Raw genomic sequence first — 22,647 nt, forward strand, 5'->3', positions numbered from 1 at the left:
GTTCTGCCACAACGTTTTTTAGCGATAGAACTCATCGTTCCTTACCTACCATAACCGCAGTAACAATAGCCGGTATATAGGTGCACTATTCCCTAATGTCGCACTACTTCAAGTTGATCAAACTTGGCCCAGAATCTTTCTATCACAGTGTTGGGCTAAATTGTTTAGGACACATTACGTCCTATGTTAGCGTTGGGCTTCAGAGAGGTTGTCTAAGCATGCTTGAGCAGCTTCTTGGTTATTCGATCCAATAATTTGGGACCTGAATAGTCTGCGGTCAAAACTCATGGTCCATCCACCGTGGATATTTCGCTGTGTCATCGTTCGCCACTAAGTTAGAGATTTCTTAACCCAGTATAGACCAGAGGGATTATCATTTTGAAAACAACACCGTATAGAACTCAGAAAGATGTGTATTAAACATAATGGAGCAAGAGGCACCTGATTTGTAAATGTAATTTTCCAATATTTCGTATTGCTTCACGTTGGCCAAACTCCGGCCAACGTCTTTCCATCACTTCGTTGAGCTAGGAATAAAAGGGGCAAAGATCAGTTTTTAATCTCTAGAGAAGCTACATCGTTGCACAAGTCCAATAGGTGCTGGGTCGCTTGCATGTGCATTGCATAGTCGCTAAATAACGCTCTTCTCTCATCGGTCATTTGTTGCAATTCGCTCTTCAACTTCCATTGCAATGACGTGGTGTGCAGCATAGCGTTCAATGGTTTATACACCCATAATTCATAAACCGAGTTCAAATCGGCAGTCACTGACTCTTTCATCTGTTGAGTGCAGCCTGAATGCTTCATCTTACTGATATTCTCTAAGCTCAACGTGTATTGTTCTACTTCTGCAATCACCTCCATCAACGGCCTATTGTCTTTGGCAAGCACTGTTAGCTGCTCTCGAATCAAACTTAGCCAATATTCTTTCGTGACTATACGTTCAAGTTCCGGGGAAGACTCATGTGGGATCTTGCTCTCTATTGCAGACTGTGAGGCTTTCACCACTGCCCTAACTTTTGGAAAAGGAAGTTGGTATTCTTTACATAGATCAACGATCAAAATGTGAAAACCGCCGCCAGGAAGATGAATATTGCTTTTCAGCGCAGTAATAGCATTGGCTTGGTCATTGGTAAGATGGTTCATAGGTATGGCGTTCTCTGAAAACTCGGTAAATTACGTATTAATAGTGATGAGATAGATGGTGCTTCCTCATTCTGGCAGACAGATTACTAGTATTAAGAAAAGTTAGTCAAACCTGATTTCAGATAAGAACAGCTTGATATAGTGGTTCGGCGGTCAGAACAGGTGACCGCACCACTAGCTCAGCGGCGCGGCAGAGCAAAGATCCCACGCTACGCGTCACACTCAGCAATCACATGACGCTTGTCGATACCCTTCGAGCGGTTCGGTTCCCAAATACTGATCACGACCGAGAACAAAATTAACCCCGCACCTAGGGCTTGGATGTGGCCAAAGGCTTGGTCGAGAAACAGATAACCCAGCACGTTAGCCGAAACAGGGCTCATAAATCCGATAAACGATGCACTGACTGGCGACATACGTTCAAGGCCGCGAAACCAAATGAGATAGCCAAATATCGCGCCAAATAGGCACAGATAGCTGTAGCCGATTAGGTTGTCGAATGTCAGCTGTTCAGGCACGCCTTCGATATATAGGGTGAATGGCAGCAACACTAAACCGCCAAATAACAATTGCCACCCGGTAAAGCCGACCAGTGACACTCCTTGCGGGCGGCCCCAGTGTTTAATCAACACATTACCTAACGCCATACTGACAGTCCCCAGCGCCGCAATGAATAACCCCAGATTATCAAGCTGTGCATGACTGGTGAAAACGAGTAATGAGAGGCCACTCAAGCCGACGAACACCGCCAATAATTTTTGCCGAGTGACTTGCTGCTTCAATATCAAAGCCGATAATCCGATCACGACCAAAGGCTGGATTCCCATCACCATCGCTAACGTGCCACCGGGCAAGTGATAAGCTGCTGCAAATAAACAACCAAAAAAGAGGCTAAAATTCAACACGCCCAGTAGCAAGGCTCTCATCCACCAATGGCCCATTAACTTCCGCCGCGCGAGAGCGATCAAGATAATACCTGCGGGCAACGCACGCACTGTGGCCGCTAGTAATGGTCTATCAGCTGGGAGCCATTCCGTTGTGATTATATAACTGCTACCCCAGACAGTGGGTGCTAGCGCGGTTAACAGCGCATCAAATCTCGTTGCCGATTGTTTCATTTTCCCGCCTCCAAATTCACTCTCATTAAAGTATCTTTTCAAAAAGACAATTTAATCTACTAGTCAAATAAGTTCCGATCAAGTATCTTTTCAAAAAGATTCATCGGTCTTTGGATTTGAATTAGAGGGAAATAAACATGGATAGCGATCACGTAGAACGCATTTTGGCCCAATGGGAAGCACAACGCCCCGATCTGGATTGCTCAGCAATGGCGGTTATCGGACGCCTTAATCGAAGCAGCCGACTCATAGAGAAACGTCTGCTACCTGTCTTCAAGCAACATGGCATCAGTGCGATAGAGTTTGATATTCTTGCAACATTGCGTCGCAGCGCGGCACCAGTCACACCCACAGACTTGTACCAAGCGCTTATGCTCACTTCAGGAACGATGAGCACTCGGCTAGAAAAGTTGGTTCAAGATGGTTATATCCAGCGCACACACGCCGATAAAGACAGAAGACGTTGCCACGTTTCGTTAACACAAGTAGGCATGACATTAATCGATAAAGCCCTTGATGCGCATGTAGATAACCAGCAACAAATACTTCAACCTCTCAACAGCGACGAGCAAAAGCAATTAGCGCACCTATTACAGCGTTGGTTACTCACCAATGAATAGCAGTTCACAATGGTTCAAGCTTGTCAATCAAGAAATCTCGTTCAGATTGCCTCCCAAAAAAGTGCATTAAGAAGCATATAGACTTGTTCACTCTTAGTTCATAAACACTATTTCATCCACTTTGGATTGAGAGGTTAGTCACATCAAAAGAAGTTTTTTTCAACGAAAGGATTGAAAAAAAGCACCTCGATCTTACATTTCGTCCCCACATTTTTAACAGCATCTATGCGGTTAAAGCCTGCTTCCAACAGCATTTAGACGTTATCTCCATAAATACAAAGAGGTTTTTATTGGTCAATACGACTTAAAGCACTCAAGCGTGAAACCTTAGATCTCATTTATGCATGATGAGGTTAGGGGGCAATGTAAGGATAATGCGGCGGTTGTAACCGTGTATTTCAGGGAGTGTGGCGAGATTGAGAGTTGTCTGTTACGTAGACCGCTTAAGATTCACTCTGTTCATGTTCTTACAAATAACATAGATACAAACGCCTAACAAACATTCTAATAACTCAAACTGGTTTCCAAGGTGGAATGCCTTGTTTATCCAAACTAATCGAGAAAGTTAATGGAAGCTTCAAAAATAAAAAGCATCCTTTACAAAGTAGTAGGGCTGGTAACTGTCTTATTGCTTTCTGGATGTGATTCTGCACTGCTAAACCCGAAAGGGGCCGTTGGCGTTCAGGAAAAAGAACTCATCATTACCGCTCTATTTTTGATGTTGATCGTTGTAATCCCTGTGATTCTAATGACGATTTACTTCGCATATAAATACCGAGCGAATAAAGGGACTGATGAAGACTATGCTCCTGAGTGGTCACACTCTACTAAAGTGGAAGTAGTTGTCTGGACCGTACCTCTAATCATCATTGTGATTCTAGGTGTCATCACATGGCGCTCAACTCACGCTTTATCACCTTCTAAACCACTTGATAGCGATGTCAAACCAATGACGATCGAAGTCGTAGCTCTGGACTGGAAATGGCTATTCATTTACCCAGACCAGCACATTGCGACTGTTAACTACGTAGCATTCCCGCAAAATGTGCCAGTTAAATTCCAGATCACTGCGGACAAAGTCATGAACTCGTTCTTCATCCCACGCTTAGGTAGCCAAATCTACGCAATGCCGGGAATGGTAACGAAATTGAACTTGATTGCGAACGAAGCGGGTAACTACCGTGGTATCGCAGCAAGCTACAGTGGTAAAGGCTTCTCTGACATGAAATTCACGGCGCACGCATTAAAAGATCGCGCAGCATTTGACACTTGGGTTCAATCCGTCAAAGCAAGCCCTGAAACGTTAAGCGATTTCAGTCAGTATCGTGAACTTGCTAAACCAACTGTCAATGCACCAGTGGCTTACTTCTCAAATGTGCCGCCATATCTGTTCTCTGACATTGTGACCCAATACCCGGGTTCAATGAACATGAGCGCGTCTGATAAAGCATGCCAGACTCCGACCGAAGGATAATCCAATGCCAATACTTGGAAGATTAACTCTCGCTGATATCCCCTATAACGTGCCAATTCTGGTGGCAACATTTGCCATTGTGGCAGTATTGGGTATCGCAGTACTTGCTTACGTTACATACCAACGTAAGTGGACTTACCTGTGGAAAGAATGGTTTACCACCGTTGACCACAAAAAAATAGGCTTCATGTACATCGCCGTTGCCATGGTGATGCTACTCCGTGGCTTCTCAGATGCTCTTATGATGCGTAGCCAACAGCTACTCTCATCGGCGGGCGACGCTGGCTACTTGCCACCCCATCACTACGATCAAGTCTTTACCGCTCACGGCGTAATCATGATCTTCTTCGTAGCAATGCCGCTAGTTATCGGTTTGATGAACATTGTAGTACCACTGCAAATTGGTGCCCGCGACGTTGCATTCCCATATCTAAACAACCTAAGCTTCTGGCTGTTCATCGTGGGTGTTATCTTGACGATGATGTCGCTATTCATTGGTGAATATGCGAAGACAGGTTGGTTGGCATACCCACCACTTTCCGGCATCAAAGCGAGCCCGGGAAGCGGGGTAGACTACTGGATTTGGGCACTGCAAATCTCTGGTATCGGTACTACTCTATCTGGCGTGAACTTCTTCACAACGATCCTACGTATGCGCGCACCATCAATGCCATTGATGAAAATGCCTGTATTTACATGGACTGCCTTGTGTGCAAACATTCTGATCATCGTCTCGTTCCCAATCCTAGCTGTTACCATCGCGTTGCTAACACTTGACCGTTATCTTGGTTTCCATTTCTTTACCAATGATATGGGCGGCAACATGATGATGTACATCAACCTAATTTGGGCATGGGGTCACCCAGAAGTGTACATCCTGATACTGCCTGTATTCGGTGTGTTCTCTGAAGTTACTGCTACGTTCTCTCGTAAGAAACTGTTTGGTTACACTTCTCTTATCTGGGCAACAATCGTAATTACTATCCTTGCATTCGTAGTATGGCTACACCACTTCTTTACAATGGGTTCTGGTGCAAACGTTAACGCCTTCTTTGGTATCGCCACCATGATTATTTCCATCCCAACCGGGGTGAAGATATTCAACTGGCTATTTACCATGTATAAAGGCCGTATCACGTTTACCACTCCTATGATGTGGACAATTGGCTTCCTGATCGTGTTCACCATCGGCGGCATGACAGGCGTACTACTGGCTGTACCGGGCGCTGACTTTGTATTACACAACTCAGTATTCCTGATTGCTCACTTCCATAACGTAATCATTGGTGGTGTTGTATTCGGCTGTTTCGCTGGTGTTACTTACTGGTTCCCGAAAGCAACTGGCTTCACTCTAAACGAAGCTTGGGGACGCCGTGCGTTCTACTGCTGGGTAGGAGGCTTCCTACTAGCCTTTGTTCCGCTATACGCACTGGGCTTCATGGGCATGACTCGTCGTTTAAGCCAAAACATTAACCCTGAGTTCTTCCCACTGCTTGCTGTTGCAGCGTTTGGTGCACTCGTTATCCTTGCGGGTATCGCATGTCAAGCAATTCAAATCTTTGTGAGCGTACGTGACCGTGAACAACTCCGCGACCTTACTGGCGACCCATGGGATGCTCGTACTTTAGAATGGTCAACGTCTTCTCCACCGCCATTCTACAACTTCGCTAAGATCCCTGAAGGTGGCGAAATCGACGCATTCTGGTACCAGAAGCAACGCGGCGAATTCAAACCGATGGAAGAGCAGGAATACGAAGAAATCCACATGCCGAAGAACTCTCCAACAGCGTTCTATATCTCAGCACTAGCTCTAGTATTTGGCTTTGCGATGATTTGGTACATCTGGTGGCTAGCAGGCGCAAGCTTCGTCGGTATCATCTTCCTATGTATCAAGCACAGCTTCAATGAAGACATCGATTACTACGTGTCTGTCGAAGAAGTTAAGCAAATCGAAGCAGAGCGTCGAGCTCAGCTCGTCGAAGCAGCAAAACTAGCAAAAGATAAAGAAATGGAGTTGGACTATGCAAAATGATGCAGTAAGTCACGCTCATGATGATCACCATCATCATCACGCGGAAGAAATCAAACGCAACAAATTGTTTGGCTTCTGGATCTACCTGATGAGTGACTGTGTATTGTTTGCAAGCTTATTTGCAACGTTCGCAGTACTTGTAAGCGCTACAGCCAGTGGTCCAACAGGTAAAGATATCTTCGAAATACCTTACGTATTCGTAGAAACTATGTTGCTACTTCTTAGTAGTATCACGTTTGGTTTTGGTGTGATTGCGATGCGTCGTAAGCACATCGCTGGCCTTAAGTTCTGGATGGCTGTTACCTTCTTGCTAGGTGCAGGCTTCATCGGCATGGAAATCTATGAATTCCATCACCTGATCGCAGCGGGCTTTGGCCCTGAGCGCAGTGCTTTCCTATCTGCCTTCTTTACTCTAGTTGGTACTCACGGTCTTCACGTGACTTTCGGTTTGATCTGGCTAGCAACTTGTTACTGGCAGCTTAACTCGAAAGGCATCAGTGACGTGATGGAGACTCGCTTTAGCTGTCTCAGCCTATTCTGGCACTTCCTAGATATCGTCTGGATCTGTGTATTTACCATTGTGTACCTAATGGGAGCTATGTAATGAGCAATGAACATGCTGATTTGAGTGTATCTGGATACGTGAAAGGCTTTATCGCCGCTCTTGTCCTAACCATTATTCCATTTTACTTCGTGGCAACGCAGAGCTTACCAAAAGACACGACTTACGCCGTGTTGTTTGCTTGTGCGATTGTGCAAGTGATCGTGCACTTTTTCTACTTCCTACATATGGAAGCGAAATCGCACGATGGTCGTTGGAGTATTATCTCCTTGGTATTTACCGCCGGTGTGGTTGTTATCTTGATTGGTGGTTCTGTCTGGATCATGTTGAGCCTCCACCAAAACATGATGTTGTAAAGGTTTCGTATGCTGAAAAGCTATCTCTCCATCACTAAGCCAGGCATTATCGTTGGTAATCTTATTTCTGTTGCTGCAGGGTTTTTCCTTGCAGCAAAATCAGAGCCAGCGAGCGCACTGTTACTTCTATACACTATGTTCGGCGTTGCATGTGTGATTGCTTCTGGTTGTGTAGTGAACAATATTTTCGATAGAGATATCGATTATAAAATGGAAAGGACTAAACAGCGCGAATTGGTACAAGGCGTGGTCAGTGTTGACCACGCGTTTATCTACGCGTTGCTACTACTGGTTGCAGGAACCGCGGTGATCTATAAATTAGTGAACCCTCTTTCTGCTGTAGTCGTGCTGTTAGGCTATGTATTCTACGTCTTCTTCTACACTATGTGGTACAAACGTACCTCGGTGTATGGCACGTTGGTCGGTAGCGTTTCAGGGGCTGTGCCACCGTTAGTAGGCTACCTTGCCGTCACTAACTACATCAGCATTGATGCCGTATTACTCTTCACGATGTTCTGCCTATGGCAAATGCCGCACTCGTATGCGATTGCCATGTTCAGAATGCAAGACTACAAGGATGCTGGTATTCCAGTTCTCCCTGTAGAGTACGGCATTAAAAAAGCCCACCAACACATGAAAGCCTACGTAGTGGCTTTCAGCTTGGTTGCACTCGCTCTGTTCTTCTATGGAACTGGCGGCTACGAATACCTCGTCGCTTCATCGCTTGTATGCCTGTTTTGGATGCGCGCAACATTCAAACCCGTCAATGAAGACAATTATGTCCCTTGGGCAAAAAATGTCTTTAAGATCTCCCTGATCGTTGTGATGGGCGTAAGTTGCGTCTTGGGCCTAGAGCTCATTCCTCTTGCGATATAAGCGCCTGTAATATAGGCGATTGAGATAAAACACTAAAGCGTGCATCTCCCTGAGCTGCACGCTTTTTTTCATCAAGCCAATTTATCATCAAACGATCTCTGCTCACAAGGAATGAGAAAAGTTCAGTTATTTAAGAAACAACGCCGATACACTTTACAACGGAGTCATTTACTCGCTCGCTGATTAATAGTGTCTGCAAAAAGGCATGTCTACACTTCCCATAATATATGCGACAAAACCCCGATGAACATCCTTATATCGTCAAAGATAATTATGTCTCATTGGCTATACTAAGTTAAAGAACAAACTTATATTGATAGGTGACGCGATGAAGCAGCGAAATATCCATGGGCTATGGACCATGAGATTTGAAAACCGAATACTGTATTCAGCTTTAACTGGGCCTACCAATAAAGAAGCCAGTGAAGCTTGGCTAAAAGACCTAAAGTCTCACGTGATGACCTCTAAAGAAGGTGACGTTAAACCATGGGTAATTTTATTCGACCTTAGAAGTTGGAGCATGACCTCATTAGATGCGTGGGAAGCTAATGACAAGAACATGGAATGGCTTTCTGAGCACTCCTGTATTTTTCTTGCTTTCTTATTCTCTAAAGAAATACAACACTTTGCTATTAAAAAACACCTGAAAGACCAGAGCTTTGTCCATTTCTTTTTTAATTATGATGAAGCTCAGCGAGCTTGCCTAAATAAGCTCGCTGAAGATTAAGCCTGAATCCGCGTCCCCAGCCACCTTTCCTTCTATAAATTCGATAAACTCATATCAATTGTACTTCTCCATTCACGTTCTGTTACCTGCATAATAGAAGTGGTTCCGACCGAACCACTAGATATAATGAAATCGGGAGATAATGCTTTGAGTTTTAACAAACTTTTTTTCATACTGCACGAATCGCCGCCATGATCTGGGAAGATTAAAGTACTCAGTGACCCATTTGAAATGTAATACGTATCACCGGTAAAAAGGTAAGAATGACCTTCTGGCGATCTATAATAAAAACACATTCCCCCCCCTGTATGTCCTGGCGTAAAAATAACATCCAAGCCTTCAACAAGCTCTGATCCTTCCTCAAGAATAATATCGGCATCGGTACCAATATGCTCTGCCTCTATTTTGCTAATGCATAGCCTGTTGTTATACTTTTCTTTAATCCTGTTTAAAGATTCACTGGCTTCGTGCCTATGACTAAGATATTGATAGTCAACGCCTCCAAGTTCATCGAATTCATCTACTTCACTACGACTGCTTGTGTTATATATTAAGACATTACTATCTTCAGTTTGTAAAAGGTAGGCATGGGTATTAAATCCAGAGAAAGGGTGTTCCGTATTTGTTTGCCATAAATCCTCAAAAACTCTCTTCATGACCTTATCCTCAATATAAAATAATGTTCAACGTAAACTATTTATCTAAGGGCTTACTCAGGTAAAAGTAGCACCCAATTATTTAATGACTCGATTCGGACACTATACAACTTAAAGTTAACTTGAGGTCAAGTGATCAATTCAGATTTATATAATAACGGTTACTAATGTCGATTGACCTGCTTCATTAATCGAGGTGGTCAACTGAGTCATACTAGATTGATTATTGGGTTGAGGTAAATTGGAAATGCAAATCATGAATAAAGCACCCATGTTCAATCGCTCTATTTATCGCCAAGTCTTTATAAACTTGTCACACCAATCCATAGCTTCATTATACATTGAAAAGACTTTTACCGGAATTTGAGGGGTGTAACTAATTCGTTGATTAGCAAGGTGTTTTTGCAGTTGGGACGCACAGACTAGCGCTTCAAATTGCTGATTGTGCTCAATTAACCAATCAGCGGTATTCATGCCAACTTCATTCCAACATTCAGGAGTATTTAGCCCCCACTCTCTGATATCACAAATTACTCCCCATGGCTTAGGAGACCGCTCTATGACCATTCGCTTAATGTGCTCATCTAATTCAATGAACATCTCTTTATTAGACTGGCCAATAAATTTAACACGAATCAAGCCATCAATCATATCTATAGTATAGTCACCATGGATATTTCGTTGTTTCATTACTTCTACTCATTTAACTTAAGTCTTTTTCATATTAGTATAGTCGAGCGTGTGCCTCGCTGGACTATTATACCAACATTGAAAACGTCGATATTCACTGAGAAGAGAGAGATTTTATGGGGGCAACATGCCGCCATGCCGGATTAGGGAAAGAAAGCGCCAAACAACTTGCGATTCGAGGTGTTGAGAAAGTTTACCTAGGATGCCGAAATGAAGCCAAAACTAAACAGGCTAAACAAGAACTAGAGAAAACGACCGGAAAATCCGTGTTTGAAATAGTCCTGATCGATGTTTCTAACTTAGCATCGGTTCGTTCCGCTGTTGCACAGATTGAAAGGTTAATCATGAATGCCGAGGGGATTGTTTGAGGCTGTTTTTCAAGCGACCTCTGCGCCGACATCAAATCCACGGATAAGCCAAGTGAGAGGTTAACGACCATCGCCATTGATTCTACTGGCCTCAGAAAAAACATAGCGTTAACGTGAGGCGTAGTTAGCGAAACGCCCACTTTGGTGTTGGAGATAGCCATGATATCCATACCGTTGTATTGACGACTAAAGACACCATGAATTTTCAGGTCGTCGATGACCAGTGTAAGCAAATCGACATTGACGTTGAGAAAATCACTTAGCTTCTCGCACAAAAAAGCCCTTTTGTGAAATCACAAAAGGGCTCCTGAAACTAACTTCCGTCTTAAGAACTCACTGAGTGCTTAACCGAAGTCACCAGAAATATATTGACGAGTCTTCTCTTGGTTTGGACGCTCAAAAACTTGATCCGTCGTACCAAACTCTTCAAGCTGGCCTAAATACATAAAACCAGTGTAATCAGAAATACGGACCGCTTGCTGCATGTTGTGAGTCACGATCACGATAGTGAACTTGTCTCTTAGCTCAGTGATTAAGGTCTCGATAGCGGCGGTTGCAATTGGGTCGAGCGCTGAAGTGGGTTCATCCATCAAGATCACTTCCGGCTCTAACGCAATAGTACGGGCAATACATAAGCGCTGCTGCTGGCCGCCCGACAAACCGTTTGCATCTGCGTTGAGTTTGTCTTTTACTTCTTCCCAAAGGTGCGCGCGTTTCAGAGCTGATTCCACTTTGCTTCTGAGTTCAGCTTTTGAATATTTGCCTTGTAGTCTCAGACCGAATGCCATGTTCTCGTAAATTGACATTGGGAACGGGGTAGGTTTTTGAAAAACCATACCAACCTTTGAGCGCAACTCGTTGACGTCGGTGTTTGAGAAAATGGTTTTGCCATCAAGCAAAATTTCGCCTTCTGCATACTGAGTAGTATAAAGATCGTAGATACGATTCATTGTTCTCAGTAGCGTTGATTTACCACAACCAGATGGCCCGATCAGCGCAGTCACACGATTTTTATAGACTGGCATAGAGACGTTTTTCAGCGCTGGCTTAGATCCTTTCTTATAGAAGAAACTTAGATCGTTGATGTCCATACGATGTTTCGGGTGGGCCACTTCATCGTTCGAAGCCGTGTTTAAAGTCATTGTGGTCATTTTGCTCTCACTAAAAACGTCTGCCGCTGCGATATTCATGCTTTTCTCGCTTTCATCATTTTCGGCAACACAGTCGCCAGTATATTCATAATCAAGATAAAGGTGGTCACAATCAGTGCCCCTGCCCAAGCCAGTTGCTGCCATGAAGAATATGGACTCATCGCAAATTGATAGATGGTGACTGGCAAGTTAGCCATTGGTTGGCTCATGTCTGTTGTCATAAAGTTGCTGTTTAATGATGTAAACAGTAACGGTGCTGTCTCTCCGGAAATACGTGCCACAGAAAGTAAGATAGCAGTAATAATACCCGGTGCCGCAGCGCGGTAGCTAAGTTGTGTAATTACTCGCCATTTTGGCGCGCCAACTCCAGTACCCGCTTCTTTCAATGTTGGTGGAACCAGTCTCAGCATTTCTTCCGTTGAAGTCACAATCATTGGCAAGGCTAAAATCGCTAACGCAACTGCGCCTGCCCAACCTGAAAAGCCTCCTGTTGGCACCACGATAACCGCGTAAACAAACAGGCCGACTAACACCGATGGCGCGCTCATTAACATACCGTTCAAAAATCGGATACTCTCCGCGACTTTGTTCGATTCATCTTTGTCTGCAAGCCAAGTTCCGGCTAATACACCAATCGGCGCAGCAATCAAAATACCGACTAAAGTCAGCATGAAACTACCAATCAACGCATTTTTCAGACCGCCTTCGCTGCCCGGCCCTGGAGTCAGTTCACTGAATACCGCCCAGTTGATGCCTTTGATGCCATCGATGATCAACGTATGCAAGATGCTAGCAAGGATTAAAATGCCTAGAGCAGCAGACGCAATACAAAACAGACGGAAAACCAAATTTTTGATTTTTCTTACGCTCATGATGACTTCCTAAGTAGTCGCTTCGCAGCGGCCATAACAATCAAGGTGATTACAAACAGAACTGCGCCCAAGCCAATTAATGAGGCCACATGGATAGGGTCCGTTGCTTCGTTAAATTGCTGTGCAATCGTTGAAGAAATTGTGCTCGCTGGCATAAATAGCGAATCGGAAATATGGTTAGCACCACCAACAACAAACGCCACTGCCATTGTTTCACCCAACGCTCGGCCAAGACCTAAGATACCCGCACTCACAACGGCGTTACGAATCTTAGGCAGCAGAACTTTAACAATCACTTCAAATGGGGTTGCGCCTGTACCATACGCAGCCTCACGTAAAACATTTGGAATAGATCTTAGTGCATCACGGACCAACGAAGTCATGATTGGTAGAATCATGATGGACAAGATGATGCCCGCGGTCAGTAAGCCAATCCCAATCGGTGGACCATTGAACAGAGGGCCAATCACAGGCAAATCACCTAGGTTTGCCGCTGCCCACATCTGAAAGCCGTTTGAGAACCATGGGGCAAACACAAACAGTCCCCACATACCGTAGATAATGCTCGGCACTGCTGCAAGAAGCTCAATCGCTTTACCGACTGGCTCACTGATCCAAGTTGGCGTCAACTCAGCCAAAAAGATTGCGGTGCCCAAAGAAACTGGCGCTGCGATGAGAATCGCAATGAAAGAAGAAACCAGCGTTCCGTAGATTTCTGCTGCTGCACCAAAGTTACCTCCGACCGGATCCCATACATCATGGAAAATAAATCCGAAGCCAAACTTTTCAAACGCAGGCAAGCCACCCTTAACAAGAGAAACTACGATGCCAGTCAGAGCGATAAGTATTAATAAGGCGCTAAATAAGCTCAACTTACTAAAGATTGAATCGCCGTTTACTTTATTTTTTAAAACAAATGTCGTCATAATAAGATTTCACCACCCCAACTCGCCAGCAAATTAATTACAAGCAGTTGGGGTGTTTATCGTTTAGATTACTTCGCGTTCACGAAGGTTTTGCCATTGTGCTTAAGCTCTTTCGCCCAAGTCTCTTTTACCATGTTCACAACGCTTGCAGGCATTGGAACATAATCAAGTGACGCGGCCATCTTGCCGTGGTTGTAGCTCCACGAGAAGAACTTGAGCATTGCTTCTGCTTTCGCTTCATCTTTCTGATCTTTATGCAGTAGGATGAAAGTTGCAGCAGTCATTGGCCATGATTCTGCACCCGGCTGATTGTTCAGCAACAAGTGATAACCTGGTGCGTTCTTCCAATCAGCATTCGCAGCCGCAGCTTGGAAACTTTTCATCGTTGGCATCAGGAATTTGCCATCGCGATTTTGCATTTGCGTGTAAGTCATGTTGCTTTGCTTGGCGTAAGCATACTCAACATAGCCAATCGAACCTTTGGTACGCTGCACATAATTGGCAACACCTGCATTACCTTTACCGCCTAAGCCAATCGCTTTCGAAGGCCAGCTTATCGATTTAGCATAACCCACTTGCTTGTGCCAAGCTGGGCTCACTTGATCTAGGTACTCAGTGAAATTGAATGTTGTACCTGAACCATCAGAACGGTGGACAACATAGATTGCTTCGTTAGGCAGTTTTACACCTGGGTTCAAATCAGCAATCGCTTTATCACTCCAGTTTTTGATGTTGCCTAGGTAGATATCTGCAAGAACTTTACCATTCAGTCTTAGTTCGCCCGGTTTAATACCTGGTAAGTGAACAACAGGCACGATAGCGCCCATCACCATTGGAAACTGGATCATTTTCCCTTTGTTTAGCTGCTCAACCGTCAGAGGGGCATCACTTGCTCCAAAATCTACAGTGTTAGCTGTAATTTGACGAATACCGCCGCCAGAGCCAATCGCTTGGTAGTTAATCTGCATACCTTCTAGTTTATGGTATTGAGAAGCCCACTGAGCGTAGATTGGTTGAGGGAAAGTCGCACCAGCGCCGTTAATCGTAGTCTGAGCTGACGCGCCGAACGATGCTGCAACTAGTAACGATGACACTAGAGCTGATTTGATAAATTTCACAATATATCTCCGATATAAATTCGTGTTAGGCGAGCTGAGGAATTGCTCTTGTCACCTAGGTTAGTTTTAAGTTCCAGTAAAACTCTAACAATCGATATCACTTCGATTCATCAACCGGTATTGCCTAGTCGATGAGATGCAGATTAAGAACACTATGTGACAGATTTATTAAACCTCTATCCAAATAGAAAATTGCTGGTAATAATTATCTCAAAAGGCTATTTTATGATAAGAATACTTCACAAAAACGGGCAAAAATTCGATTTTATGAAGAAATGATGGCGCTCACATTTCCACCAGCACGTTAGGAGATAAGGCGTAATATGACAGCAATATTGATGCTAAGAAGTTGCCTCAGTAAATGACTTCATGCCATGAAAAATCACGTATCCATACGCAATGCAAACACTAAACTAGGAAACACGAATGACTCGAACCTTGTTGCTCGTTGAAGATGACCGATCATTACGAGAAATGTTGATTGACGCATTTCGCCAAGACTCTTTTTCAGTTGAGGCTTTTGACAATGCGGAAGATGCTTTAGAAAGCGCTGAAAGTAATGACTTCGACCTTGCCCTGCTCGATGTCGTCTTGCCCGGAATAACGGGTATTGAGGCAATCACGCCTTTAAGGAGACTACAGCCAAGTATCGGCGTCGTCGTTTATACTGCTTTTGCGACAGTTGACGTTGCGGTAGATGCTATGAAGAAAGGAGCAGACGACTTCATTACAAAGCCCATCGATCCAGCGTCTCTTGCGACCACACTAAAACGTATACACGCGACTAGGTCAAAGAATTCATCCATCGATGAGAGAAGCCATGACTTAATCTTTAGTGCACTCGCCAACCCAATCCGTCGTAAAACATTACAGAAGATCAAACAGCACAGAACAATCAAATTCATGGATTTATGTCGTATTGTTGGTGTGAGTGACCACACAAAATTCAACTTCCACCTTAAACAACTTGTGAGCTGCACCCTAGTGAAGAAAGAGGCTGGCCGTGTATACTCGCTCACGGAAAAAGGGCGCCAGGTATACTCCAGTATGCTGCGCTAGCCTTACAACATCAGCCGTTATCGGCTATAGGGAAATTCATGACAATTAAAAATTTTCTAGAAGCAGAAAAGCAGATTCAATCAGCACATGGTGGTGAAGGTGACACCGAACTGTATGAGATCTGGAGCAAATCAGATTTTTCAAGCAGCTGTGACTTTATGGATCGACAAGTGATCCCACCCAAGTCGACCGTGGGCTATCATCAGCATGGCAACAATGAAGAAATGTACATCGTCCTTGAAGGTACCGGAACAATGACCGTCGCTGGCCAACAAGTAACAATAAAGAAAGGCGACATGATCAAGAACCCACCGTATGGCGAGCATGGCTTAGTTAATGACTCAGATGGTAATATCGAACTACTGATCATCCAGATGAGCTTATAAAGTCGAGCCCACATAGACTTATACCCACCAACAAATAAAGCCTCCGCTAGCATCGACAATATCGCAGTTATTATCTGAAATCAGGATTGACAGGGTTCCCTCATAGCTCACGCCTTCTTATTTATAGAAGGTGTGCTGCTTCGAAATCTTTATATCCAAACCTACCAAACGAAAAAGTGCCCAAGTAATGCTACTTGGGCACGGCTTGTCCGAATTTGAAGAGGCACCGCGACACGGATACTGTTGGACGAAATGTTAGTTGGCTATGTAACAGCACTCTAAAAAGACCGATAGAACGCTGCGCTATGAACTCTCAAGAACAAGGTTTAAAAAGCTCATAGCTAGTGGTAGCTCTAACCCATTGTTCCAGGTAGCGAACTATTTCAATCATACGAGCGTTAATTATACGAGTTCTCCTCTGTCCAAAGACGAGATATGCAGAATTATTTCACACTAACATTCTCATAAATAGGAAAAATTTACGCTTTATAAAAAGCAAATATACATCAAATCACATATAACTCAAATTTTTAATTTATATCATTCACGGGCTAAGTCAAAGTTTCCCGTTATGTTTCTAATCGGAAGAAACATATTGAGCATAACTGCATAGTGTACAGTTGCAGTTAAGTAATGATATCCATATAATCTCCTCCCATTATTTCACCTCCCAAAGATAAGGTGATTAAAAATCACTCAGAAATAATGACGTTCAGAGGCGTAATAAGCAGCATCTAATCTAATTCGTACAAAGTATGGGCTAACTTTGCAGAATGATGCCCGTTTTCAATTGCTAAAGTCCGCTGCCTCCGGCTAAGCGGAAAATAAACCATAGTGATATTGCGGGCCCAGTTTATGAAAAATGTTTTGGAAAAGTTTCTACCACAAATCCCAACCGACAAAGAGGATATTACTGGGAATCTATCAAAAAACTTAAAGCAACTTATGCTACAAGCTGATATTGATTCACAAGAATTGAGCCAGCATACAAGTTTGACCATAAGCTCAATTAATAGGCTGCGCTCCGCTGCTTCATGTGCAAACCCCACCGTAACCACCTTGGCGCCAATAGCCAACTATTTTGGGGTTTCTATCGAAAACCTAATCGGAGACTCGCTGGGCGGAGCCACATACACGGGCGATATCAATATTACCAGTGCTACGCTCATACAGGTTCCAGTAATCAAGTTAGATGAAGTAATAGCATGGAGTGATGGCTTCGTTACAAGGGAGTATGCCAAGTGGGTAAACACTGAACTTGCTGTTGGTGATAGAGCGTTTGCAATTGAATCGGGTGCCGATGATTTAGTCAATCATATCCACAAGGACCATACCATTCATATCATCGATTTGGATGCCGAAATAAATCACTACGATTATGCGTTAGTCACAGAAAAAACAAATCAAAAAAAACCATCACTAAGGCAGGTCCTCATGGACGGTGATGATATTTACCTAAAACCCATGATGGAAGGCTTAAACATTACTTTCTGTGAGAGCCCGACATTTTATGGATGTGTTGTACAGACAATCGTAAACTATTAAATATAAAGAAGAATAATCAATGGAAAACATACTATACTCGGCTAGAAAAGGATCAGGTGACTATAAGCTTCTGGTTCCTCTTTCATGTATCTTTGTCATGATCCAAGCAATATCCACCGTCGTTATATACAAACCTATCGATATAGGCGTTAGTCACTTATTTATTGCCTCTAGCGCACTGATCTATACCTTAGATTACTCAATTTGTAACATACTGGCAGAGGTATATGGTTATCATCATACTCGAAGAGTGATATGGTCAAACGCACTATGTATCCTCTTGTTTACTCTCGGCATACAAATGGTGTTGAGCTTGCCATCACCAGACTCTTGGCAATTAGGTCAATCATATGACCAACTCTTTCACTCGATATGGAGGCAAGGTACTGGTGGCTTAATAGCCGTACTTGTCGGTTACTTTTTGAACTCATTCCTAATCCAAAAATTAAAGATGATGTGGAAAGGGAAACATTTTTGGCTCAGACAAGTAGCTTCCTGCGCTGTTTCTGAGCTTGTCCTACTGACCATTGGTTACATGACTATTTTCGCGTTCGATAAACCATTGAAAGAAATATTCACACTAATCTTTACTGGTTGGTTGTGGAAATTGTTCGCCAACACCCTTCAAGCTCCGTTCGTGTCGTTACTGGCTGGCTTCTTTAAGAAAGTGGAAGGGACAGACGTATACGACTACAACACCAACTTCTCTCCCTTCAAGTTCTAATTGTTCAAGGATATGCCATGAGCCTAGTTCAACAATATCGGAGACTTAAAAAAGCTTTTTTATCCGTTAACTCAGCAGTACATAATCAAAATAACGGGACCAATAAAAGCCTTCGACTAGACAGTATTGTCACCAGCAAAAAGCATGGTTACCCTGTTTGTCGATTGCAGGTAGTCGGCCAAAACATATCAAACGTTTTTACTGCTAGAGAAATATTGTTGGACAGGAATTTAAAATCAGAGCTCACCTATGACGATTTGGAAAAGATTGTAAGGCTGGATGAGCAAATCAAACTCCATGTTGATATGCAAAGAATTAAAATTCAATCATTCAAGCCATCTCTAACCTCTCCCTATGAACTAACGGTCACCTTGAACCAAGTAGGTACAGACAAAATAAAAAGAGTGGGCTCTGAGAATTTGAAGAATAATAACGACTTGCTGAATCGTTTTCTGGGTAGTGAAGCATTTGAGCTTGGCTACACCTTAGGTCAAAAACACTCTGAGAAGGCATCTAATGACTTTGAAGAGGCCAAAAGACTGAGAACCAAGCAGAGAAAATTTAAGTTAAAGAGCGTTCAATTATAAAAAGTGCAATTATAAAGCGTTCAGTTAAAGAGTGTTAAATTATGAGAAAAACAATCATTTTCTTATCGTCAATCGGGCTACAGTCATACTCCCTCTCACGTTTATCTCGAGAATGCGATTTAATATTGGTTGTCGATCAGTTAGAAATCACCCACCTAACTCATGACATCAAGCAATGTTTCCAAAAAGTGATCATAAGCTCTTCAGGGACATATTGCGGACCAATCATCAAGTTGGACCTAGATAAAACGATTACACTTTTACAACCAAAGCTAGCGACTTACGATACGAACAATGTTTACATTGTAAATACCAGCGAGGCCAATACACTGGTAGCAGCGGAGCTAAGACAGCAATTCAGGATCAGCGGCTTAACGCCAAGCGATGCAGTCCTGTTTACTGACAAATCTCGGATGAAAAGAGCCGTCGCAGAAAAAGGGATTCGCACCCCAAAATCATGTTTGCTATCAGCAAATTATGGGCACCTATCACAGGCACTTGGCCAAGCGTTTATTGTGAAGCCCGTCGACGCTGCAGGAAGCTACGGCGTTGAACTTATCCATACTCAAGCCGAACTGGACAACTACTATCTAAAGTATCGCCCGGTGGGCGATAGATTTATTGCTGAGCAGTTTATATCTGGCACTATGTATCACTGTGATGTGGTCATTCAAAATAACAAACCCATATTTCAGGCCTGTTCTGAGTATTTATTTCCTAACCTAGATTTTAAAAATGGCAAAAACCTATCCAGTTTTCCCGTTTTAGACCCAAAACAGCAAGCCACCATTTTTCAATTTTCAAATCAATGCCTTCAAGCACTTGGCTATAGCAATGGTATTTACCATTTGGAACTCTTTGTCGAAAATGGGGAGTGCTTCTTTTTAGAAGTGGGCGCGCGAATACCAGCAGCTCTAGTTGTGAAGATGTATGAGGTTACCTATGGGGTTAATATCGCAGATCTAAGCGTCCAAGCATTAACTCAATCTTTAGACTTGTCGATACAACAAAACTTAACTGGGCACTATTTCATTTGGTCATATCTCGCGAAAACGAGCGGCGAAGTGAAACAATTAACCAAGCCTAGCTTTGCAAGCTCAGTCGATATTCAATGGGAGGTTGAGATCGGGCAAACCATTGATCAAAGTAAATCAATCATAGATCGTGTCGGCGTACTCACTGCGCATAATGATTGTTTAGAATCGATCCAACAAGACTTTGAAAATCTTAGAGAATACAACCCTATCGTACCTAGCTAACTGACCTTTCTCACTCAGCTTATTCATCAGGCGGAGCTAAGTTATCAAGGAATCTAAGTTATCAAAGAATCTAAGTCCTCAAGCGGAACTAAGTCGTCAAGGGGCCTAAGTTGCCAAGGGAACGGAGCCGGAAAGTTACGGAATCAATCACCTGCATAGCAAAAAGCCTCGAGTCATAATCGAGGCTTTTTCTTCAAGGTTTGTCACCAAACCTCATCATCATGTACTGCGGAAAAGGCTCCGCTTTTCAAGCAATACTATGTTAGAGCTAATGCTATGTTAGATCTACAGTCGGCTCAATCTTCTACTTTAGGCGGCGTTTTTTTCTTAGGGATAAAGACTGTATCACCCACTGCTACGTTGGTAATAAATGTCTTATCGCGTTTCGCTGGCTTCTTAGTGCTCTTCGATGAACGAGCTTGTTTATTTGGCTTACCTGCTGGCTTCTGCTTACGGAAATCCGCTTTTTTAGGCTTAATACCTTTGAATTTACCTTTCAAGCCGTCTAACTCAGAAAAGGCAAGATCTTGCTGTAGGTAAGTTTCGACACGTTTAAAGCTATCCCAATCTTTCGGGCCAACAAGAGAAATAGCATCTCCTTTGTTACCTGCGCGACCAGTACGCCCTACTCGGTGAACGTATTCTTCCGTATGCTTCGGCATGTCAAAGTTGATAACATGGGTCACGCTAGCAATATCTAGTCCTCGAGACGCAACATCCGTCGTGACTAATATTTTAAACACTGTGCGCTCAAATTGACTCATGATGGTGTTACGTTGTGTTTGATTTAAGCTACCACTCAGTGCGACTGCCTTCATCTTCTTCTCGTTCAACTTAGCCGTTAAACGATCGGTATCGATACGAGTCGCGGTGAAGATAATCACCTGACGGTATTCAGCTTCTTCCAGAACGCGATCTAAAATCGCTTCTTTGTGATCTAAGTGATCACATAGATAAAACTTTTGCGTGATATCTTTATGCTCTTGGTTAGACACACCGATGGAGATCCGTTTCGGCGAATCCAGCATTTCAGATGCGATATCGTTCACTTCAGCATGATCGAGCGTGGCAGAAAACATCAAAGTTTGGCGACGGCGGTGATTCGCCAGCTTATTAATTTTTCTTAGCTCAGGGGCAAAACCCAAATCCAACATACGATCGGCTTCATCAAGCACTAAGGTATCAAGCCCCTCTAGATAGAGAGAGCGATGTTCTAGGTGATCGGCCAAACGCCCTGGGGTCGCAACAACAAAACGTGGCTTACGGCGTAATGCCTTCACCTGATCGTTAAAGTTTTCGCCGCCCAGAATCAGCGCCGCTTCGTAAGATAAGCCGCCTAGCATAGTGCGCAGCTCACCGTATACTTGTTTGGCGAGCTCACGAGTCGGTGCCAATATAAGGCCGCGTGGATCACTGGCAGAAAACGCTTTGGTCTTTAAAGATTTGTGTAGCATTGGCAATACAAACGCCAATGTTTTCCCTGAACCCGTTTTTGATGACGCCAATAAGTCTTTTCCAGCAATTGCCACAGGGATCGCCTGCTTTTGGATATCAGTTGCCTGCGTAAAATTGTAGTTATTCAGGTTTTTTAATAGGCGATTATCTAAGCCTAACTCTTTAAATTGCAAAGGATTCTCCAGTAAACATAACCGTATTTTCGCGCCAAAGTTCTCTTAGTTAAACGAAAAGGGCGAAAGTTGACTGCGCATAATAGCAAGAATAACGTGTGATCAGATAGAGAAAACCGAAAATTCATCTTAGGAACGACTTCTTAAGACCCATTTAGGCCGCTACGGCACTTCTCTCCGACTGTCACACCGAAGTCAACGTACCACTAGGGTAAAAATAGTCGCCAGAAGCCGTCGATGACCATCAATATAACGAATTGCATTACGTCTTGACTCGCTCGACTATTTCACCTCAGCAATGAGACATCAATCAATTATTCGACGAATTTGTTGAATACATAAATAATTTTGGCTGTGGAAAAGTAGGAGTTCTGTAGGATAGTAGCTACACTTTACATCGTCACTATATATGAAGACTGTGTAGGACGAGACTATTGATACTGAGTTAATACAAAGGAAGAGTATATGAACAAAATCTTTTTAGCCGCTGCAGCTTCTTCGGTACTCCTACTGAGTGGCTGTGCTACTAACATGGAAACAGCGTCAAAAGTGGATGATTTAAGCAACAAAGTTGCTGAGCTAAACAAAAAAGTTGACGCTCTATCATCTGAAATGCAGAAAAATGAGCAATCCTCTAAATCTGCTCAAGAAGAAGCTTCTCGTGCCAACGAGCGTATCGATAATATTGCTCAGTCTTACACTAAGTAGTTCATTCTTACACTAGTAGCAATGCACTAATCGTAGTAATGGACTAATCGTAATGCACG

At 43.4% G+C, this 22,647-nt stretch carries 24 protein-coding genes; 15 read left to right on the forward strand and 9 right to left on the reverse strand.

Annotation, left to right across the window (positions count from 1 at the left end):
• Nucleotides 1-549: 549 nt before the first annotated feature.
• Together L4C34_RS11970 and L4C34_RS11975 are read right to left on the reverse strand one after the other, a co-directional pair.
• Entirely contained in the window at nucleotides 550-1,146 is a 597-nt protein-coding gene (locus L4C34_RS11970; protein WP_428789571.1) for a hypothetical protein, read from the reverse strand.
• A 209-nt stretch (nucleotides 1,147-1,355) separates the two neighbouring features.
• Complete coding sequence (locus tag L4C34_RS11975; protein WP_428789572.1) at nucleotides 1,356-2,264, reverse strand: EamA family transporter; 909 nt, start codon at nucleotides 2,262-2,264, stop codon at nucleotides 1,356-1,358.
• Nucleotides 2,265-2,401: 137 nt separating this feature from the next.
• Between L4C34_RS11975 and L4C34_RS11980 the strand changes: the two genes are divergently transcribed.
• The 7 genes from L4C34_RS11980 (at nucleotide 2,402) to L4C34_RS12010 (ending at nucleotide 8,911) form a co-directional block, all read left to right on the forward strand.
• Nucleotides 2,402-2,884, forward strand: a complete 483-nt coding sequence (locus L4C34_RS11980; RefSeq protein ID WP_428789573.1) for a MarR family winged helix-turn-helix transcriptional regulator — start codon at nucleotides 2,402-2,404, stop codon at nucleotides 2,882-2,884.
• A gap of 568 nt (nucleotides 2,885-3,452) precedes the next feature.
• Entirely contained in the window at nucleotides 3,453-4,358 is a 906-nt protein-coding gene (gene cyoA, locus L4C34_RS11985; RefSeq protein WP_428789574.1) for a ubiquinol oxidase subunit II, read from the forward strand.
• A 10-nt stretch (nucleotides 4,359-4,368) separates the two neighbouring features.
• Nucleotides 4,369-6,390, forward strand: coding sequence for a cytochrome o ubiquinol oxidase subunit I (gene cyoB / locus L4C34_RS11990; RefSeq protein ID WP_428789695.1), 2,022 nt, complete (start codon nucleotides 4,369-4,371; stop codon nucleotides 6,388-6,390).
• Complete coding sequence (cyoC, locus tag L4C34_RS11995; protein WP_428789575.1) at nucleotides 6,380-6,994, forward strand: cytochrome o ubiquinol oxidase subunit III; 615 nt, start codon at nucleotides 6,380-6,382, stop codon at nucleotides 6,992-6,994. The genes cyoB and cyoC overlap by 11 nt, the downstream gene beginning before the upstream one ends.
• Nucleotides 6,994-7,308: a cytochrome o ubiquinol oxidase subunit IV gene (gene cyoD, locus L4C34_RS12000; protein ID WP_428789576.1), complete on the forward strand. Its 315-nt coding sequence runs from the start codon at nucleotides 6,994-6,996 to the stop codon at nucleotides 7,306-7,308. Before cyoC ends, cyoD begins: the two co-directional genes overlap by 1 nt.
• Nucleotides 7,309-7,317: 9 nt before the next feature.
• Nucleotides 7,318-8,184 (forward strand): heme o synthase, encoded by an 867-nt coding sequence (cyoE, locus tag L4C34_RS12005; protein ID WP_428789577.1) that lies wholly within the window; start codon nucleotides 7,318-7,320, stop codon nucleotides 8,182-8,184.
• Between the two features lie 328 nt (nucleotides 8,185-8,512).
• Entirely contained in the window at nucleotides 8,513-8,911 is a 399-nt protein-coding gene (locus L4C34_RS12010; protein ID WP_428789578.1) for a hypothetical protein, read from the forward strand.
• A gap of 32 nt (nucleotides 8,912-8,943) precedes the next feature.
• On the opposite strand, the gene L4C34_RS12015 is transcribed toward L4C34_RS12010, so the two are convergent.
• Together L4C34_RS12015 and L4C34_RS12020 are read right to left on the reverse strand one after the other, a co-directional pair.
• Entirely contained in the window at nucleotides 8,944-9,567 is a 624-nt protein-coding gene (locus L4C34_RS12015) for an MBL fold metallo-hydrolase (protein WP_428789579.1), read from the reverse strand.
• 288 nt (nucleotides 9,568-9,855) lie between these two features.
• Complete coding sequence (locus tag L4C34_RS12020; RefSeq protein ID WP_428789580.1) at nucleotides 9,856-10,257, reverse strand: STAS/SEC14 domain-containing protein; 402 nt, start codon at nucleotides 10,255-10,257, stop codon at nucleotides 9,856-9,858.
• A gap of 116 nt (nucleotides 10,258-10,373) precedes the next feature.
• Between L4C34_RS12020 and L4C34_RS12025 the strand changes: the two genes are divergently transcribed.
• Nucleotides 10,374-10,625, forward strand: coding sequence for an SDR family NAD(P)-dependent oxidoreductase (locus tag L4C34_RS12025; RefSeq protein WP_428789581.1), 252 nt, complete (start codon nucleotides 10,374-10,376; stop codon nucleotides 10,623-10,625).
• Between the two features lie 344 nt (nucleotides 10,626-10,969).
• Here the strand turns inward: L4C34_RS12025 and pstB are convergent, their stop codons facing one another.
• From pstB to pstS, 4 genes are all read right to left on the reverse strand, one after another.
• Nucleotides 10,970-11,767 carry a phosphate ABC transporter ATP-binding protein PstB gene (pstB, locus tag L4C34_RS12030; protein WP_428789696.1) on the reverse strand — a complete coding sequence of 266 codons (798 nt, stop codon included), beginning with the start codon at nucleotides 11,765-11,767 and terminating at the stop codon, nucleotides 10,970-10,972.
• A gap of 44 nt (nucleotides 11,768-11,811) precedes the next feature.
• Complete coding sequence (gene pstA / locus L4C34_RS12035; protein ID WP_428789582.1) at nucleotides 11,812-12,648, reverse strand: phosphate ABC transporter permease PstA; 837 nt, start codon at nucleotides 12,646-12,648, stop codon at nucleotides 11,812-11,814.
• Nucleotides 12,645-13,574, reverse strand: coding sequence for a phosphate ABC transporter permease subunit PstC (pstC, locus tag L4C34_RS12040; protein ID WP_428789583.1), 930 nt, complete (start codon nucleotides 13,572-13,574; stop codon nucleotides 12,645-12,647). The genes pstA and pstC overlap by 4 nt, the downstream gene beginning before the upstream one ends.
• Before the next feature lie 68 nt (nucleotides 13,575-13,642).
• A complete protein-coding gene (gene pstS, locus L4C34_RS12045) occupies nucleotides 13,643-14,692 on the reverse strand; it encodes a phosphate ABC transporter substrate-binding protein PstS (protein ID WP_428789584.1) in 1,050 nt (349 codons plus the stop codon).
• 426 nt (nucleotides 14,693-15,118) lie between these two features.
• Between pstS and L4C34_RS12050 the strand changes: the two genes are divergently transcribed.
• The 6 genes from L4C34_RS12050 to L4C34_RS12075 all read left to right on the forward strand — a co-directional run bounded on the left by L4C34_RS12050 (nucleotide 15,119) and on the right by L4C34_RS12075 (nucleotide 20,252).
• Nucleotides 15,119-15,751: a response regulator gene (locus L4C34_RS12050; protein ID WP_428789585.1), complete on the forward strand. Its 633-nt coding sequence runs from the start codon at nucleotides 15,119-15,121 to the stop codon at nucleotides 15,749-15,751.
• Between the two features lie 38 nt (nucleotides 15,752-15,789).
• Complete coding sequence (locus L4C34_RS12055; RefSeq protein ID WP_428789586.1) at nucleotides 15,790-16,137, forward strand: cupin domain-containing protein; 348 nt, start codon at nucleotides 15,790-15,792, stop codon at nucleotides 16,135-16,137.
• A gap of 855 nt (nucleotides 16,138-16,992) precedes the next feature.
• Nucleotides 16,993-17,682, forward strand: a complete 690-nt coding sequence (locus tag L4C34_RS12060) for a helix-turn-helix domain-containing protein (protein WP_428789587.1) — start codon at nucleotides 16,993-16,995, stop codon at nucleotides 17,680-17,682.
• 19 nt (nucleotides 17,683-17,701) lie between these two features.
• A complete protein-coding gene (locus tag L4C34_RS12065) occupies nucleotides 17,702-18,406 on the forward strand; it encodes a queuosine precursor transporter (protein WP_428789588.1) in 705 nt (234 codons plus the stop codon).
• A 17-nt stretch (nucleotides 18,407-18,423) separates the two neighbouring features.
• On the forward strand, nucleotides 18,424-18,993 hold the full coding sequence (locus L4C34_RS12070; protein ID WP_428789589.1) for a hypothetical protein: 570 nt from the start codon (nucleotides 18,424-18,426) through the stop codon (nucleotides 18,991-18,993).
• 41 nt (nucleotides 18,994-19,034) lie between these two features.
• On the forward strand, nucleotides 19,035-20,252 hold the full coding sequence (locus tag L4C34_RS12075; RefSeq protein ID WP_428789590.1) for an ATP-grasp domain-containing protein: 1,218 nt from the start codon (nucleotides 19,035-19,037) through the stop codon (nucleotides 20,250-20,252).
• A gap of 296 nt (nucleotides 20,253-20,548) precedes the next feature.
• On the opposite strand, the gene L4C34_RS12080 is transcribed toward L4C34_RS12075, so the two are convergent.
• The gene (locus L4C34_RS12080) at nucleotides 20,549-21,892 is read right to left on the reverse strand and encodes a DEAD/DEAH box helicase (RefSeq protein ID WP_428789697.1); all 1,344 of its coding nucleotides are present in this window, start codon (nucleotides 21,890-21,892) and stop codon (nucleotides 20,549-20,551) included.
• A gap of 453 nt (nucleotides 21,893-22,345) precedes the next feature.
• Between L4C34_RS12080 and L4C34_RS12085 the strand changes: the two genes are divergently transcribed.
• On the forward strand, nucleotides 22,346-22,588 hold the full coding sequence (locus tag L4C34_RS12085) for an Lpp/OprI family alanine-zipper lipoprotein (protein WP_428789591.1): 243 nt from the start codon (nucleotides 22,346-22,348) through the stop codon (nucleotides 22,586-22,588).
• Nucleotides 22,589-22,647 lie beyond the last annotated feature (59 nt).

Origin of the sequence: Vibrio profundum, from assembly GCF_050337555.1 — a bacterium.
In the GTDB taxonomy this organism is placed as follows: Bacteria; Pseudomonadota; Gammaproteobacteria; order Enterobacterales; family Vibrionaceae; genus Vibrio; species Vibrio profundum.

Bases quoted from the DNA above. Each gene is read 5' to 3' on its own strand.
- L4C34_RS11970 (WP_428789571.1), bottom strand. From the start codon at position 1,146: ATGAACCATCTTACCAATGACCAAGCCAATGCTATTACTGCGCTGAAA.
- L4C34_RS11975 (WP_428789572.1), bottom strand. From the start codon at position 2,264: ATGAAACAATCGGCAACGAGATTTGATGCGCTGTTAACCGCGCTAGCA.
- L4C34_RS11980 (WP_428789573.1), top strand. From the start codon at position 2,402: ATGGATAGCGATCACGTAGAACGCATTTTGGCCCAATGGGAAGCACAA.
- cyoA (WP_428789574.1), top strand. From the start codon at position 3,453: ATGGAAGCTTCAAAAATAAAAAGCATCCTTTACAAAGTAGTAGGGCTG.
- cyoC (WP_428789575.1), top strand. From the start codon at position 6,380: ATGCAAAATGATGCAGTAAGTCACGCTCATGATGATCACCATCATCAT.
- cyoD (WP_428789576.1), top strand. From the start codon at position 6,994: ATGAGCAATGAACATGCTGATTTGAGTGTATCTGGATACGTGAAAGGC.
- cyoE (WP_428789577.1), top strand. From the start codon at position 7,318: ATGCTGAAAAGCTATCTCTCCATCACTAAGCCAGGCATTATCGTTGGT.
- L4C34_RS12010 (WP_428789578.1), top strand. From the start codon at position 8,513: ATGAAGCAGCGAAATATCCATGGGCTATGGACCATGAGATTTGAAAAC.
- L4C34_RS12015 (WP_428789579.1), bottom strand. From the start codon at position 9,567: ATGAAGAGAGTTTTTGAGGATTTATGGCAAACAAATACGGAACACCCT.
- L4C34_RS12020 (WP_428789580.1), bottom strand. From the start codon at position 10,257: ATGAAACAACGAAATATCCATGGTGACTATACTATAGATATGATTGAT.
- L4C34_RS12025 (WP_428789581.1), top strand. From the start codon at position 10,374: ATGGGGGCAACATGCCGCCATGCCGGATTAGGGAAAGAAAGCGCCAAA.
- pstB (WP_428789696.1), bottom strand. From the start codon at position 11,767: ATGACTTTAAACACGGCTTCGAACGATGAAGTGGCCCACCCGAAACAT.
- pstA (WP_428789582.1), bottom strand. From the start codon at position 12,648: ATGAGCGTAAGAAAAATCAAAAATTTGGTTTTCCGTCTGTTTTGTATT.
- pstC (WP_428789583.1), bottom strand. From the start codon at position 13,574: ATGACGACATTTGTTTTAAAAAATAAAGTAAACGGCGATTCAATCTTT.
- L4C34_RS12050 (WP_428789585.1), top strand. From the start codon at position 15,119: ATGACTCGAACCTTGTTGCTCGTTGAAGATGACCGATCATTACGAGAA.
- L4C34_RS12055 (WP_428789586.1), top strand. From the start codon at position 15,790: ATGACAATTAAAAATTTTCTAGAAGCAGAAAAGCAGATTCAATCAGCA.
- L4C34_RS12060 (WP_428789587.1), top strand. From the start codon at position 16,993: ATGAAAAATGTTTTGGAAAAGTTTCTACCACAAATCCCAACCGACAAA.
- L4C34_RS12065 (WP_428789588.1), top strand. From the start codon at position 17,702: ATGGAAAACATACTATACTCGGCTAGAAAAGGATCAGGTGACTATAAG.
- L4C34_RS12070 (WP_428789589.1), top strand. From the start codon at position 18,424: ATGAGCCTAGTTCAACAATATCGGAGACTTAAAAAAGCTTTTTTATCC.
- L4C34_RS12075 (WP_428789590.1), top strand. From the start codon at position 19,035: ATGAGAAAAACAATCATTTTCTTATCGTCAATCGGGCTACAGTCATAC.
- L4C34_RS12085 (WP_428789591.1), top strand. From the start codon at position 22,346: ATGAACAAAATCTTTTTAGCCGCTGCAGCTTCTTCGGTACTCCTACTG.